The sequence below is a fragment of the Sphingomonas sp. Leaf21 genome, assembly GCF_916858675.1.
Classification (GTDB): domain Bacteria; phylum Pseudomonadota; class Alphaproteobacteria; order Sphingomonadales; family Sphingomonadaceae; genus Sphingomonas.
On the sequence record NZ_CAKASM010000012.1, the window covers coordinates 48,800 to 64,257 of the forward strand.

The window sequence follows — 15,458 nt, forward strand, 5'->3', positions numbered from 1 at the left end:
CATGGAAATTTTGCCCCGTCCGACCGAATTCGAGGACCGCGCTGGTCCCGCTTTTTGGATCGACGAAGCGATCTGGGGACACCGCTTGCATGACGAGCAGGCGCCGTGGCTGATCTTTCTCGAGTTCATGAACGTGCTTCTCGCCGAGCATCGCGCGGGGCAGGCGCTCCGCGAGGACCGCTTGAACAGCCTCTCGTACAAGCCGCAGTTGCAGCTTCATCTGCGCAACCTCGTCTTCAACAACCCGCATGTCATGACGGTCAGGGCCGAAGCGCGCTCCGACGAGGCGGCCTGGTCGATGTGGCTCGAGAAAATGGCCGAGAGCACCGGCGGGATCGACCGGCCCGACTTCAGCTACTTGCGCGATCGCTTCGAGAGCTTCGACGATTTCGCCGCCGTGCTCGACTTCCTGCAGGGTTCGGCGATCGAAGGCACCAGTAACAAGCGTTGGAGCTCGAAATTCGTCTTCCCGTTCGGCCCGCACGCGCTCTACGAGGACGTCAATGTCAAGCCGAGCGGCAGCGTCTCCAACGACCGGCGCTTCTTCGCGCGCAGCGGCGAACTGCTCTATCTAATGCTCGCGCGCAGCCGGCATGCCGACGCGTTGCGCGGAGCTCTGGTGTCGAAGTTTCTTGAGAGCCCGGCGCCCTATGACAGCATGGCGCTGGCGCTGCAGGGCGAGCCCCAGCTCGCCAAGCAGGAACGCGCCGGCGCCTATCTGCCCTGCTCAAGCCATCCGATCTTCGATCGTCTCGCGAGCGACTGGCTGGCGATTCTTAATCTGCCGATCCCGGCGCACGACGCGATCCCGCATCTCGTCGCGATGACCGGCTTGAACTTGATCCTCTACCAACTCGACCGCGCGCGCGAACTGCTCGATCGGCCACCGATCACATTAGTGTGCGAGATCGTATCGCCTCGCAAATCGGTCGTGCGCGACCTGTCGGCTGATAGCTACCAGCACAACAACATGCTGCCGCAACAAGCGATCGAGCGGTTCGTGCGCCGCGTCACGGAGACCGATGCGTGGGAGGCGGCGCTCGCCTCCGACGACCCCACCCTGAACGCGACCGATATCCTGAAACGCGAGTTCGGCTGGCCCGATAGCGACGATGACGAACTCACCGCTGAGCCGCGCGACTTCGTAGACAAGCTCGTCGAGCGGGCGACGGTTCGCCACAAGCAGCATGTCGGCAAGATTCATATGACCTGGTCGCGCGCAATCGGACTGTCGTCTCGCCGGTCGAGCCGGCGCGTCCGCTACGCACCCACCGACCGGCTGCTTAAGACCTTGGTCATCGCCTGTGTCGGCGAGCGGCTCGAATTCAAGGATTTCCTCGTTCGCATCCATGAGCGCTACGGCTTTGTAATCGGCGATGCGCAAGCGCGGTCCTTCATCGATGCCGGCACCGCCGATCAGGAAGATTTTTCCGACAATGCGCACCGGTTGGAAGAGCGACTCGCGAGTCTCGGTCTTCTGAAGCGGCTGTCCGACAGCTGCGCCTATGTTGAAAATCCCTTCCAGCGAGCACAAGCCGCGTGACCCCCTCAGATCTGATCGGCGCCGCTGGCGCCACATCCATTCGCCTGCGCCTCGACGCGCTGACCGCCGAGGATGAGCTCGCCCGCTATCTGCTCGACCGATTGACTGGTGAACAGGTCGCCGCGATCACGCGCGCGCTGCTTGCAGATCCCGTTGCGGTGGACAAGTTGATGATCGCGTTGCCGCGTGATCTCGTCGGTCCGTTCGGGCTTCCCGAGACGGTCATCACCGACGAGCGCACCGTCCGTGTCCGCAACTCGGCGTGCGACAAGCCAGCGATGCTGCTCGCCAATACCGATGACGACCAGGGGGCCTCACTCGGCGACGTGACGCTGATCGGCGCCAAGCAGCTGACCCAGGACCCCGAGTCCTGGGTCGATGCCGCTGCGGCCGGGCTGGGTCTCAGCGACGGGCAGATCGCCGGCTGGAAGGCGGCATTGCGGGGTCTCAATAGCGCCGATGACTGGACCCTGCACCAGATCGGCACCTATGTCGCGATGACCCGGGAGCGGATCGAAACCGACGCCGTCCCTGTCGCGCTGGCGCTAGGCTGGGCACTTCCGGCGCTGCGCCTGCCGCGCGACAGCGGCTATTTCATGGGGCTCGGCGACAAGGATCGCGAGCAGCCGCGCCGCTGGAAAAAGCTGTTCGAAAAGCTCGTCTCCGACCGCAAGCCATTATTGGTCAAGCAGCGGCCCAATCGCCAGATCATCGAAGGCGAGGAACTGCGCAGCCAGTTCGACGAGGTGCGCGACGATATCCCGGCCGAGGTGCATTCCGCGATCGAGGCGTTCGTCGACACCGCGCCCGGCTGGGGACCCGAGGCCGAAGCGCTCGCGGGCTATGAATGGGAAGGGCAGAGCGTCCTCCAGCTCTTCTCTGGCATCAAGCTCAAGAGGACCTCGTTCGCGCAGGAAACGATCAACTTTTTCGAGTTCACGCTGCCCGACCGGCTGAGCCCGGCGGACGAAGAGTATCTTGTCGCGCTCAAGGGGCGCTCGCTCAAGGAAACGCGCGACGACGATCGCGACTTCTTTGAGGCGCATCGCGACGATCTCGGCCAGGACAAGGCGCTTCGCGTCAAATGGGAGCGGTTCGTCTTCGGCCGTCCGATCGAATGCACCGACTTTCTCGAAGGCCTATTGCGCGCGATCGAGCGATTGTTTGGGCAGGTCAGTCTGGTCGGTGGGCCGCGCAAGCTCGTCATCAAGTCCTCGCGCCGCACCCGTGCGCAATTTCTCGATCTCAATGCCGATGTCGGTCTCTCCTTCGGGCTGCGCTACCGCGGCCTGCCGGCGCTGATCGGATCGGCGGTTGAATGGGATGTGCCCTATCTCTTCGCTTATGAAGAGCTGCTCGAGCGCGCCAAGGCGCGGCAGAAGAAATATCGCCGAAATGAATCGACCGCGCGCGGGGCGATCCAGATCAAGTTCGATATCGCGCTGACCGTCGGCAGCGACAAGGCGACGGTCCAGCTCGTCTGGACCGGGCAGCCCGGCGTGATCGGCCTTGAATTGCCGAAGGATATCGCCCGGCTGCTCAAACGGCCATTCGTGCGCAGCCAGGTCGCCCGTCTGCCGGTCAGCCGCAAGGGCGCGCTGCAGTCCGTCTCATTGGGCGATGTCGGCACGTTGCAACCCGCCTTCGGCCAGGATGCAGGTACGCTCATTCCGCGCACCAATGCCGGCGAAGATATCGCGAAGCTCTTTCCCAAGGCGCTGAAAGCTGCCCGCGACCGCGGGCGGATCGACGCCGAGGGGATCGCCGCGATCGAAGCAGCCTGGAGCCGCTTTGCCGAGCTTTATGGCGAGGCGCTCATCGCCTTGCAGAGCTCGGGCTATGCCTCAGCGAGCCTCGTCGCCCAAGCCGAAGCCTATGGCGCGCTGCTCGGCGCCATGCTTCGTCATGCGCCCGGCGACCTCAACCGGCGCGATCTATGGGAGCCGCTGCTCAGTCTCGGCAGTGTGCGCGTGGTGGGCGGGGCGCCCTCGGCGATCGTCGCGCCCTGGCACCCGCTGCGCCTAGCCGCGAGCGCGTCTAAGATGCGCTCGATCGCGGGTCTCGCCGCCTATCTCCTGTCCGACGTCGATGTGAATTTCGGCGACTCGCGACTGTTCTTCGCCGATTTGCGGGACGAGCTCGCGCATCCGCTCTTCCCCGAGATCGCGGTCGGCTATGACGGCGCCGAAGCCGTGCTGCTCGCCGAAACCAGCACCGTCAACGACTATAGCCTGCTCGAACGCCCGGTCCGCGACCCCTCCGAAGCAACCACCGACGTCGATCCGGCCGAAGCTGCTCGGCAAATCCGCAGCCTGCTCGAACGTTATCTCGACTTGCAGCCGCACGAGCGCTCAAACTTGAGCATCATGCTCTATAATTGTGATGCGGCCGGGCTTCCGCTCGCGACCGTCAATGCCTTGGGCTCAGTGCAGGACCAGGACGAGGTGCACTGCAATGTGCTGGTGCGTCACCCTGATCGCACTCGGCTGTCGCGCGTCTATACAGAGCTGCTCGAACGCTCGGAAGGCGATCCCGACGCGGTGGTGGTCAGCGAAACTTCGCGCAACTTCATGTCCAAGCTGCGCATCGGCATGATGCTCGATAGTGGCACGGCGACCGGAAGCGAGACGCGCGCGATCGACGTCGCCTTCCTTCACGATGTCGTATCGCGCCAGGCGCGCGAGCAATGGTTTCCGGTACCGGCGATCGCCGACAACCCGCCAATCCTCGAGCATGTCCCGGCGCGCTGGTCTTATCGGCGTGTCACCGCCGAAGACGAATTGAAGGCAACCAGCTATCTGACCTGTCCGCGCCAGCCCGATACCGGCTGGGCCTATGTCGATGCGGTCGCCAATGTCGTGCGGCGCCAGTCGCATGGGCCCGACGAACATTATCTGCCGGCACGGCAGATCTCGTTCCAGGATAGCGGCCTCAAGTCGATGTTCGAAGAGGTCCACGGCCTTGCCGAATGGGTCGCGACCTATGACGACTTGCTCGACAAGCGCCAACTGGCCGCCCAGGGAATCAACGTCATCCGCTACCGCCGTCAGCGCACTCATGGCCGCAACATGGTGGTCTCATCGACCTCCGAGCTGCGCATCCTCCATGTGCTTGTGCTGCGCCGTCTGACCGAATTGTCACTCGGGCTGGATGATGCCCGGCTCGCAGGTCTCGCCAAGCGGATGATTGAGGACGCCAATGCGATTTCGGGCGACATCGTGCTGCGTGCCGCCAAGCGCGGCGTCTCCGCCGGCGAACTGATCGGGTTGGTGCTGAGCCGCGCGCTCATTGCCGAGGAAATGGGCAGCAGCGCCGCGATCGCCTGGTTCCTGCTCGACGACTATGCCGAATGGCTAGGACAGAAAGAGGAAGGCATCGCCGATATTCTCGGCCTGTGCCTGTCGACGGGCGCTGATGGCGAGCCCCAGCTTCGCGCGATCGTTACCGAAGCAAAATATGTCGACCAGTCGGGCGCCGCCGAGGCGACCCGCAAGTCGCGCAGCCAGCTCAGGCAGACCGTGACGCGGATCGACGATGCGCTGTTTGGCGATCCCGGGCGGCTCGACCGCGATTTGTGGCTCTCGCGCATCGCCGACTTGCTGCTCGACGGGACAACCGCACTCGGTCAGCCCAACTTGCTCGAACGCGTGCGCGACGGCATCCGGCGCGGCGTCGTGCCGATCGATCTGCGCGGTTATTCGCATATCTTCATTTCGGGGCCGGCAGGGGACGCGAGCAGTTTTGGCGACCAGGAGCCTTTGGCTGGAATTAACGGAGGGCTGCAGGAGACGTTTACGCGCGAAGGCCTGCGTCAGTTGATCAAGGCCTATGAGGCGGGCGCGCCGCTCGCCGCGATCCGCGCCGGCCTTGGCGCTAACCACCTTTGGGACAAGTCCAACTTCCAGGATCCCGCGCCGCGCGTCGAATGGACCAAGACCATCGACGTCGAAATTGCGGGGGGCTCGAGCACCAAGCCGATCGTTCACGATTATGACGAGGATGACGACGATGGCGACCCCGAAGGCGGCGTGTCCGTCGAGGAACCGCCGCAAGATGGCCCGCAGGGCGGCGGCGCCGCCGCGGCGACCGAGCCAGGCGGATCGGGCGTCCATCCTGCTCCGCAATTGGAGAAGCCCAACCCAAGCGAGCCGGTAGCGCCCGCGGCCGGCAAGCCGACCTTTTCTCAAGCGGTGGATTCGGTTGCGCCCGTGGCGCCGCCGCCGGCCGCGCCTTCATCTGGAACTGTCGAACCCGAGAGCGCTCCAACATCTGGGGCAAGCACGGGGATCGGCGGGCTGGTCCAGGCCCGTGCCGAGGCCGCGCATGAGGAGTCGGCCGAGGCACAGGCATGGCTCGAAGCGACCGCGCAGAAGCTACGCTCGGCGCTGTTGGGCTATAATCTCCAGGCGAAGGTCACCGCGACCCGCCTGACCCCGAATGCCGCGTTGATCCGCTTCATGGGCTCAGACCGGCTGCGCGTCGAAGACATCGAGGCGCGCCAGTCAGCCTTGCTGACGACCCATGGTCTCCGCCTGATCTCGGTTTCGCCACTGCCGGGAGAGATCGTCGTTGGGGTCGCACGCCCACAGCGCCAGCTCGTGTCGCTATGGGACGTGTGGGGGCGCCGCGAAATCAATCGCAATGCCGCGGGCGTGAACACCTCGTTCGTGCTGGGCTTGAAGGAGCTCGACGGCGAAATCCTCTATCTCAACCTTGGCGGACCCTTTGCCGGCGGGCAGCAGCACGAGCCGCACACGTTGGTCGCCGGTGCCACTGGGTCGGGCAAGTCGGTGCTGATCCAGGCGCTGTTGCTCGACATCGCCGCGACCAATCCAAGTCAGCTCGCGCACATCTATCTGATCGATCCCAAAATGGGGGTCGACTATGCCGCGGTCGAGCGGCTCCCGCATCTGCAAGGCGGCGTGATCGTCGACCAGACCCGTGCGGTCGAGGTCATGGAAGGGCTCGTCGCCGAAATGGAGCGGCGCTACGAACTGTTTCGTGCCCATGGCGCCCGCGATATCCGCTCGTTCAACACCAAGGTCGCCGCCGACGAACGCTTGCCCTATGTGTTCCTCGTCCATGACGAATTCGCCGAATGGATGCTGACCGAGGATTATAAGGCGGCGGTGACCTCGAACGTCTCGCGCCTTGGGGTTAAGGCACGTGCGGCGGGCATGTATTTGATCTTCGCCGCCCAGCGTCCGGACGCGAATGTGATGCCCATGCAACTGCGCGACAATCTCGGCAATCGACTGATCCTCAAGGTCGCGAGCGTTGGTACCTCAGAGATCGCGCTGGGGGTTAAGGGGGCTGAGCAGCTACTTGGTCTGGGTCATCTGGCGGCGCGGCTGAGCGGAGAGCCGGCAATCATCTATGCGCAGGCACCGTTCCTGTCGGACGATGATATCGATGCTGCGGTTGACGCGATTGTCGCGAGTGACGAAAGGTAAAACGAGGAACGACCATGGGAACATGGAACAGCAGCCCGCACCCCATTTCCGATCTCCGCGATTGGGCACTGAGCGATCGTCTTGAGCTGCGGCCATCCTTCCAGCGCAAAGAGGTCTGGAACCCGGCTGCTCGTATTATGCTGATCGACACGATCTTGCGGCAGGTGCCGATGCCCAAGATGTTCCTCTGGAATGACATACGGAACGATCACACCTATCGGCAGGTCATTGATGGACAGCAGCGCATCTCTGCCATCCTGGCGTTTCTCCGCGACGAGTTCGCCCTTGACGAGCCCTATTCGGGGGAGTTCGCCGGACTGAGATTCTCCGAACTGCCGCAGGAAATTCGGAACCAGATTCTTCAATATAAGATCGACTATAATGAGGCCATCGGCTTTACCGAGGACGAAGTGCGGGAGGTGTATTCGCGCGTCAACAAATACTCCCTACCATTGAACAAGCAGGAGCTGAGGCGTGCGGACTTTCCCGGTCGCTTCCTTGATTTGGCGACTGAACTGTCCCTCAATGAATATCTCGAGGAAAGCCGGGTGTTCACCGTCGGACAGCGCCGGCGCATGGGCGATGTAGAGTTCGTTTCAGAAATCCTCGCGGGGATGCTCGAAGGGCCGCAGGACAAGAAAGGGGACCTGGACTATTTCTACGCGCGCTACGCCGTGTGGAATCCAGCCGACGAGGCGACCACCAAAAGCGAGTTCCTTGCTGTCCTGAATGATTTACAGACGATTTTTTTGCAAGAGCGTATTTCTCTCGCGAAGACGCGCTTCAAACAGAAGTCGGATTTTTACTCCCTGTTTCTAACGATCTATGAATTTCACCGCAGCGGATGCACGCTGGCAGGCCGTGACCTCGAACCGCTGCGCGGCGACATCCGCCTGCTCGACGACAACATCGCACCGGAGTCCGAAGTCAATGTTCTAAGCGAGTATGCGATCAAGTGCGTATCGCAAGCGAACACTATCGCCAGTCGATCCTGGCGAAAGAACTTCCTCTTGGACATTTTCACCGGAACGTACCGGCAGCGGCGACCCGAGGAGAATGTCCGCCAGCGCTTCGAGTCCATGGCGCTTCAGCTCGATTTCAGCGCACATGGTAAGCTATTCGACGATTGCGGCTCCTGCGGTGAACCGCTGCACGATCATGGCGGCGGCGATCGCGTGCTAGATTGGCCGGCCGACGCTGCAGTGTTCCAGCTCTCAAATGCGTGTTGGCGTGTGGTCGGCTGCGGCGAGGCGGCGTGACATGGCTGTGCTCTTCACCGGTCGAGGAGACGCGACGCCGCGTGAAACCGTCGTCATTCCGGACGAGGTCCACTCCTCAGTTGGTCGGCAATATGAGGTTGGCGATCGGATTGCGGCTGGGGGAAACGGTGTCGTCCACAGGTGCATCGATCTCAGCGACGGCACGGAATATGCGGTCAAGTTTCTTCTCGATTTTCGTGACGATCGGCGCGCCCGTTTCGATCGCGAACGCGCGCTGCTGGCGGATCTCAAACACGAGCATCTCATCGTCTACCAGGATGCTGGTGCCGTCGATGGGGAATTGAGGCGACCGCGCAGGCCGAACCAGAACAAGGTGGTGCCGTTCATTGTTATGGTTCTGGCAATCGAAGCGCTCACCGACCTGGTCAGGCGTGCCGAAGTTCCCAGCGAGGTTTTCCAGGCGCAATTCCGTGGGCTCGCCGCGGGGCTGGGCGAGTTGCACACCAAGGCAATCCATCGCGACATCAAACCCGACAATATCCTCGTAGTTGGCGATCGGTGGGTCCTGAGCGATTATGGTCTCTGCGACGTCTTGGGTTTGCCGGTTGAAGAACGGGTGACGCCGGACTGGCAGATTGTGGGCCCACGCTTCTGGATGTCGCCAGAGGCTAACAACCGCAGCATTGGCCGGGACGATCAGATAGATGCAGCTTCTGACGTCTTCCAACTCGCCTCTGTGTTCTGGTTCGTCGTGAACCGAAGCCATCCCACCGGCATCCTCTCGCGAGACGATTGGACTGGTCCCGAAGCGCTGTTCGATCCGATCTTCCGCGCCCTGCACCATAGAGCTGCGACGCGACCGGCTGACGGCAAGGCGTTCGCGGACCAAATTGAAGCGGCAATTGTCGGTTAGAGAGGCATCGAACTTACTTGTGGCAAATCACGCAACTGCTCGAGCCTTCGTCGATGCCATAGACATCGTCGATCGTTTCGGCGGTATGCGCGGATAGCGGGTTGATCCGCCGATTGCGGCGCAGGCGCTCGCGCCGCTTTTCATAGTCGGCCTTGATCTGCGCGACCCGCTCGGGCGCAATCAGATCGATCAGGCTCTCGCCTTGGCTCCAGGTAAAGGGTGAGCCGTCCTTGAGCGCAGTCTTCTCATAGTCGACCGCCTCGGCGAACCGGTCGGGATGATGCTCGGCAAGCCGCACCCATTCGATCTTCTGCTGATAGAAGCAGAAGGTGCAGCCCGAGCGCGACCGCCACTGATAATAATCGGGCTCGCCGACATCGGACTGGTCGAGGATCTCGAGCACGCCGGCGCGGTCGATACCCGCTTCGCGCAAGGGCAGATGCACCCGCATATTGGGGTGCGTCGCCTGATAGCCTTCGCGGCTGGGCTCGTCGGCGCGGATCGCAACATAGCTGTTGATCACAGTGCCGGCTTCGAGATCGGCCTTCAGCCAATGTTCGAGCGGCCGCAATTTAAGCTGCCGCGTGCACCAGCGCGTGCGCGGCGAGGGCAGGAAATTGCCATATTCGTCGAGCCAGAAATCAAAGTCGCGATCTGGGTTGAGCCGCTGTATCGGCTTACCGAGGAACCCTTCGAGCTTGTCGAGGAAGCTATAGACTTCGGGCAGCTCCTTGCCCGTGTCGGTGAAGAAATATTCGAGGCTCAGCTCAGGGTGATGCTGGCGCATATAGACTGCTAGCGCCGCGCTGTCGCGACCGCCTGAAATCCCCAAAATATGCCGTTCAGCGCTCATGCCGCTTCCGCCTCGGTCTCGCTGTCGGCCGCGAGCATCGCCACCGCGCGCGCTAGCGCCGCCAGCTGCAGCCGGCCTTCCTTGTTGTCGGCGCGCAGCGTCGCGACCAGCTTGTCGGCCATGCCAGCAGCGGCCTTCTTCTCCGTCTCGGTGAGCACGAAGCTGCGCATCAGCGGCGCCACCTTGGGATCGAGCCCGACGACGAGCGCGAGCGCCTCGGTGTGCGAACGGCGATCGCGCACCACCGCCAGTGCTTCGAGTTCGCGGAAGCGGCGGCCATAACGAGCAATCTCGGTCAGCGCTTCCTCGCGGTCACGATCCGACCAGCTGCGCGCCGGCTTGTGCAGCAGCACGCTGACGAGGCTCTCGATATCGCCCTTGCTTTGTTCGATCGCGGCGGCGCGATCGGCAAAGGCGTCAAAATTATAGTCGTTGGTGAGGCCACGCACCGCGGCAGCGCGCTCGGCGATCCCGCCAAAATCCTGCGGATCGATGCCAAGCGCGCGCCCGAGTGCCAGTCGCAGCTCGGCAAGCAGGGTAGGATAGGCGGCCTCAGTCGCCTCGATCGCTTCGTAAATGGCCTCTGGTGACAGCTGATCGCCGAGCGCCGCCGGCAGGTCGTCGAACAGCAATTGCTCGGGATCGGTCGCCTTGGTGACCACCCCCCTGGTAATGCGCGCGAGCTCATCGACTCGGCCGGTGCGCTTGGCGAAGGGCGGAAGCGCCTCGAATCGCTGAAACAGCGCTGCTGCCACTGGAAGTGAGGCGCTGCCCTGTTCGACGTTGAGCAGTTTGGCGAGCTCACTCAGGAACGCCATCTCGCGCACCGATCGGTCGATCCGCCGCAGTTTGAAACTGCCCGGCTTCTGCAGCAGTCGATCAACTACCACATCGTCGATCGACGTCTGATAGACGCCATCGATATAGACTGCGACGCTGCTGCGCTTCGCCAGCATATAAGCGAGCGCCAATGCCGGCATAACCCCCGCCTTGATTCCATAAGGTGGTGCGGCCCAGCGCGCGAAGATTGCATCGAGCGGCTCGTCACCAGCCTCATCGATCAGCTGCCAGGCAGGCTGGAGCGACTTGCCGGCCGGACTGTCGTCGGGGTCGGTGAAATCATAGGTGCCCGGCTCTATCTCACGATGCAGGCCGAACGGCTTGATGACGGTCAAGTAAAGGCCGAGCTCAGCGGGATATTGCGTCATCCCGAGCTGCTTCTGCTCGAAGCAATTGACCATCGCATGGGCAAGCTCGCGCAGTGCCGCCATCGAATTGGACGATGGCTTATCGCGCTGCAGCAGTTCGCTCTTGAGAATCGGCGCCTTGGCGTAACCGACATCGGCGAGCGCGCTCGCGATCATCGCCAGCGGCTCGCTATGCGCTCGGCCGGGGGCTGGCGAGAGATACCATTTGGCGCCTTCGAGCGCCGCCTCGAGCTTGCGATGCAGCTCATCGATGCAGCGCGACTGACGCGCGGCGATCTCACGGCGCGCGATACGATCGCCTTCGAGCTGCGGATGCTCGCGGAATACCCGCTCGACCGCGGTGAGTTCGGCGGCTGCTGCGCGCAATGCAAAGCTTTCGCTGGCCGCGCCGATCGCCACCGCCCGGCCATCGCCCTTCAGGCGTTTGGCGGCGCCCTTGGTGAGCGCATCGAGTCCCTGGCGCGGAATATCGCCATCGCTCAGCGTCAGCAGCAACAAACCGCTGCCGCGCTGTGGACGGGCGCGGACGCGGTCGGCCAAGCTGTCAGCTGTATCGGCGCCGGTCACGACCTGAAGCGCGATCTCGAAGGTGCGCAGCGCGCCGGTCAGGAAATAATGGCGCTTGGCCGTCGCGAAGCCGAACCCGACGCGGTTTGGGACACCTTCGAGCTGGACATTGTCGACTGGTACCTCGACGCGCCCGATCGCTTCCTCAAGGTCGAAGTCGCTGCCGGCGAATAGCGCGTAGCCGCCGAGCCGCGGCTGTTTGATCAGGATCGCCCAGTCGAGCAGATCCTTGATCGCGCTTCGGATGGCCGCGGGGGAGGCGGACGGGACGGCGGCGGCCAGGAAATCATCCGACAGCGCGACGCCCGAGCCGTTGCGGAAAAACTCGATCACCGCCGCCGACTTGGTGAGCGCGACATGCAGCGCTTCGCCCTTGGCGCCCGCGCGCTCGATCGCTTCATAGGCTAGGCTGAACCGGCTGCCGTCGTTGCCGCCGGCGAGCGCCATGCCGAAATTAGCGGCGAGATAATCCCACAACATCGCCGGATCATAGGTCCGACCATCATCGCCCGTGGTTTCGAGAAATTCCTGGAACGCGAACGGCTCGGCCGAGCTCAGAAAACCGAAAACGCTGCGCTCATTCTGTGCGAACCGCGCGCGCGATACCGGGCCCAGCAGCAGCGCGGTGACCGGATTGAGTGGCCAGGTGTCGGCAAGCGCGACCGCCAGGCTTTCGGCTTCGGTCGGCCGTCGCTTGGCGACAGCCGTAGCGATATCGCTGGCTCTGGCGTGAGCGTCGGGCGGGCAAGTTGCCGCGATCGCGCGGCCGAGCAGCGCAACGGTCTCATCGGCACCCGACAGGAACCCGATATCTTGGAACCGCCCCTGGACCTTCGCCCATTCCTGCCGCGCATCACGCGCGGCACGAGCAGCATATTGGTCGAACGACTGATGCAGGATGCCGATGACGACCAGCTTGCCTTTGCTGCGCGTCGCACGCTCGGCGAGATCCTGCAGCAGATGCACATCGCCACCTTCAAGCGCTTCGTGTTCGAGCAGCTTACCGAGTTCGTCGAGGATCAAGAGCGTGCCGCTTGACGTCGCGGTGCCACCCGCGATCAGCGCACCGATTAGCTTGTCGTCGCTCGCGCCATAGTCGGCGGCCTGTTGGGAGCTCCAATCGAGCGCCACGGTCGCCGCGTCTATGATCGCATCGCGCAGCCGCGTGCGGCTGCCCGTGACCGCCACGACCTTCCATCGCCCCTGCGGTTCAGGAAAGGCTTCGGTGTAGAGCCGGGACAGCGCTTCGCCGGCAATGTCACGGGCGATCTTGCGGTTGCCCTTGGCGCCGGCGACAAGATTGGCGAGCAGCAAGGCCGCGCTTGACTTACCGCCGCCATAGGGGCCGGTCCAGGTGTACGCGCCTTGATGACTGTCGCACTGGCTTTCGCCCAGCGTCTTGAGCGCCTTGGCGACGCTCGCTTGCAGGACATAGCCGACCAGCGGCGGGGTGCCGTTGAGGTCGGCGTCGAGCCGCGCCGATCGCGCGAAGCGCCGATCGATCGTAACGCTACCGGCAAGTTTGGGGTGAGTGGGGGCGGCGAGCTTGGTCATGCCGCGACCTTGACATCGTCATAGCGACCATAAGCTAGCTTCAGCGTGGTCAGCGGGTCGAACGCTGCGGTCCGCTGCACTTGCCGCAGGCCCGCCGTATCGACCCATTGCCAAGCGCCGCCGGTCAGATCCTCGAGCCGCATCAGCCGGGTAATCACGCTGTCTTCGTCGAGCTTGAACACGCGACCGGGCGACCCCGGCGCGTAACAAATCTGCTCAGCGGTCAAAGTCGTCAAGCCGCCGCTTCGCTCCCAATATTGGTAAAGCGCCAGCGCGAAGACGGCGTCATGCAGGCTCGGCTTGGGCCCGCGGACAAATTCATACCAGCCGCCGAGCCGCGCTTCGCGGATAATGGCAAGCTCAGCCAAGAGCGGTTCGGCCGCATCTTCGTTGAGCGCGTCGCCGCGCCGGACATAGCTGCGCAGGAACACCTCGATATCGCGCTTCAACGTGCCGCGGGTCGCGCGCCAGCCATTCTCCTCGACAAGCGCGAACAATTCTTCGAGCAAGATCGCCGGGTCGAACTCGATCGCGCTCAGCAGATTAAAGGCATAATAGGCCGTTGTTGTCATCTCAGGCGTCGCGGCGACGTGCCAATGGGCTAGCCACACCGTTGCGGCCTGTTCGAGATAGGGGTCGAATCCATCGTCGGCGAGGATCGTCGCGCCAAGCGGCGTCGCTGCGATCAGTCTGTCGCGCTCGGTGAAGAAGCCGCTCGCCAGCGCCCAATAGCGGATCGATGCCGCCATATTACGCCCGACACCGAAACGTGCGATTGCATCTTGTTCCTGGAATGTTCTAGCGTCGACTCCAGAGCCTACGGCGTCATAAGCCTTTTTCAGCCACAACAGGCGCAGCGGGAAGGTTTCATGTCCCGCAAACTGCCCTCTAGAATCAAATCTAACGTTACCCCGGCGCATGTCGGGACACTACTGGCGAACTCCTCCAGCTGCAAGGCAGGAACGATGTGCAGCGGCGGCAATATGATCGATCGCCTCGATAATGTCGTCGTGAGATTGATTGCGGTGGCAGAAAATGCGGATGACCTGCCGCGCCTCGCCTTCAGAAAATCCAATTGCTTCAAGCACATGGCTCCGTTTGATCTGGCCCGATGTGCAGGCCGAGCTGGTCGAAAGCGAAACCTGGCGTGCCGCCATCGCGCAGAGTCTGTTGGCATCGATGCCGCTGAGCTGAAGCGCGGCGCTGCCGGCAACCACCGGCGCATCGCCGGTGATCCGCCGCACCCGCAGCTGTCGCTCGACAAGACCGTCGATCAGCATCTCGACGAGCCGTATGCCATGGATTTGGTCCTGTTCCAGCCGCTCGCGGGCGGCCTTGGCTGCCGCCCCGAACCCCGCGATCAGCGGCACTGGCTCGGTGCCGGGACGCATCCCGTCTTGCTGCCCACCGCCATGGATGAGCGGTGCCGGCTTGAGGGCATGCGCTGCAACATAGAGCGCGCCAATGCCCATCGGACCATAGCATTTGTGCGCCGAGAGGCTAAGATAGTCGATATCGAGGTCGAACACGTCGATCGCGATCTTGCCAGCGGCTTGCGCCGCGTCGCTGTGGACGAGCCCGCCCGCTTCATGGACCAAGGCCGCTGCCTCGACCACGGGCTGGACCACGCCGGTCTCGTTGTTGACCAGCATCAGCGAGGCGAGCAGGACATCCTCGCCAAGCAATGCGTCAAGTGCCGCGAGATCGAGCCGGCCATTGCCGTCGACCGGGGCCACGCTGACCGCAAACCCTTGGCGTTCGAGCAGCCGCGCTGGTTCGAGCACCGCCTTATGTTCGATGGCCGACACGACGATGCGGCGGCGACCCGGCTGCAGCGCCGCGGCGGCGGGGGCAACGCCAAGCAGCGCGAGGTTATTGGCTTCGGTAGCGCCTGATGTGAACACGATCTCGCCTGGCGCCGCGCCGATCAGCTTGGCGACCTCGGCGCGGCCCTCGGCGATGATACGGGCGGCACGCTCGCCCGAGGCGTTGGGCGAGCCAGCATTGCCGGGCTGTTCCCACACCGCGAGCATCGCATCGCGTGCTTCCGCCGCCAACGGCAAGGTCGCAAAGCCATCGAGATAAATTGGCGCCGCCATGCTCACACACCCCCGCGCACGCGCCGTTTGGCCATGCTATGGGAAAGC

8 protein-coding genes are annotated in these 15,458 nt (G+C 63.4%); 4 read left to right on the forward strand and 4 right to left on the reverse strand.

Annotated features, from left to right (window positions below; genetic code table 11):
• The first annotated feature begins 1 nt into the window (after window position 1).
• From LRP66_RS11105 to LRP66_RS11120, 4 genes are read left to right on the forward strand one after another with little or no spacing between them, the layout of a single operon-like run.
• Window positions 2–1,543 carry a hypothetical protein gene (locus tag LRP66_RS11105; protein ID WP_230482663.1) on the forward strand — a complete coding sequence of 514 codons (1,542 nt, stop codon included), beginning with the start codon at window positions 2–4 and terminating at the stop codon, window positions 1,541–1,543.
• Window positions 1,540–6,996: an FtsK/SpoIIIE domain-containing protein gene (locus LRP66_RS11110; RefSeq protein WP_230482664.1), complete on the forward strand. Its 5,457-nt coding sequence runs from the start codon at window positions 1,540–1,542 to the stop codon at window positions 6,994–6,996. The genes LRP66_RS11105 and LRP66_RS11110 overlap by 4 nt, the downstream gene beginning before the upstream one ends.
• 14 nt (window positions 6,997–7,010) lie before the next feature.
• Window positions 7,011–8,255 (forward strand): DUF262 domain-containing protein, encoded by a 1,245-nt coding sequence (locus tag LRP66_RS11115; RefSeq protein ID WP_230482665.1) that lies wholly within the window; start codon window positions 7,011–7,013, stop codon window positions 8,253–8,255.
• Between the two features lies 1 nt (window position 8,256).
• Entirely contained in the window at window positions 8,257–9,129 is an 873-nt protein-coding gene (locus LRP66_RS11120; RefSeq protein WP_230482666.1) for a protein kinase domain-containing protein, read from the forward strand.
• Window positions 9,130–9,142: 13 nt separating this feature from the next.
• Here the strand turns inward: LRP66_RS11120 and LRP66_RS11125 are convergent, their stop codons facing one another.
• Genes LRP66_RS11125 through LRP66_RS11140 form a run of 4 tightly spaced genes read right to left on the reverse strand, consistent with a single transcriptional unit; the run spans window position 9,143 to window position 15,410 of the window.
• A complete protein-coding gene (locus LRP66_RS11125) occupies window positions 9,143–9,982 on the reverse strand; it encodes a phosphoadenosine phosphosulfate reductase family protein (protein ID WP_230482667.1) in 840 nt (279 codons plus the stop codon).
• Complete coding sequence (locus LRP66_RS11130; RefSeq protein ID WP_230482668.1) at window positions 9,979–13,311, reverse strand: hypothetical protein; 3,333 nt, start codon at window positions 13,309–13,311, stop codon at window positions 9,979–9,981. Before LRP66_RS11130 ends, LRP66_RS11125 begins: the two co-directional genes overlap by 4 nt.
• Complete coding sequence (locus LRP66_RS11135) at window positions 13,308–14,231, reverse strand: DUF4007 family protein (protein WP_230482669.1); 924 nt, start codon at window positions 14,229–14,231, stop codon at window positions 13,308–13,310. Before LRP66_RS11135 ends, LRP66_RS11130 begins: the two co-directional genes overlap by 4 nt.
• A 9-nt stretch (window positions 14,232–14,240) precedes the next feature.
• Window positions 14,241–15,410: a cysteine desulfurase family protein gene (locus LRP66_RS11140; RefSeq protein ID WP_230482670.1), complete on the reverse strand. Its 1,170-nt coding sequence runs from the start codon at window positions 15,408–15,410 to the stop codon at window positions 14,241–14,243.
• Window positions 15,411–15,458: the final 48 nt, after the last annotated feature.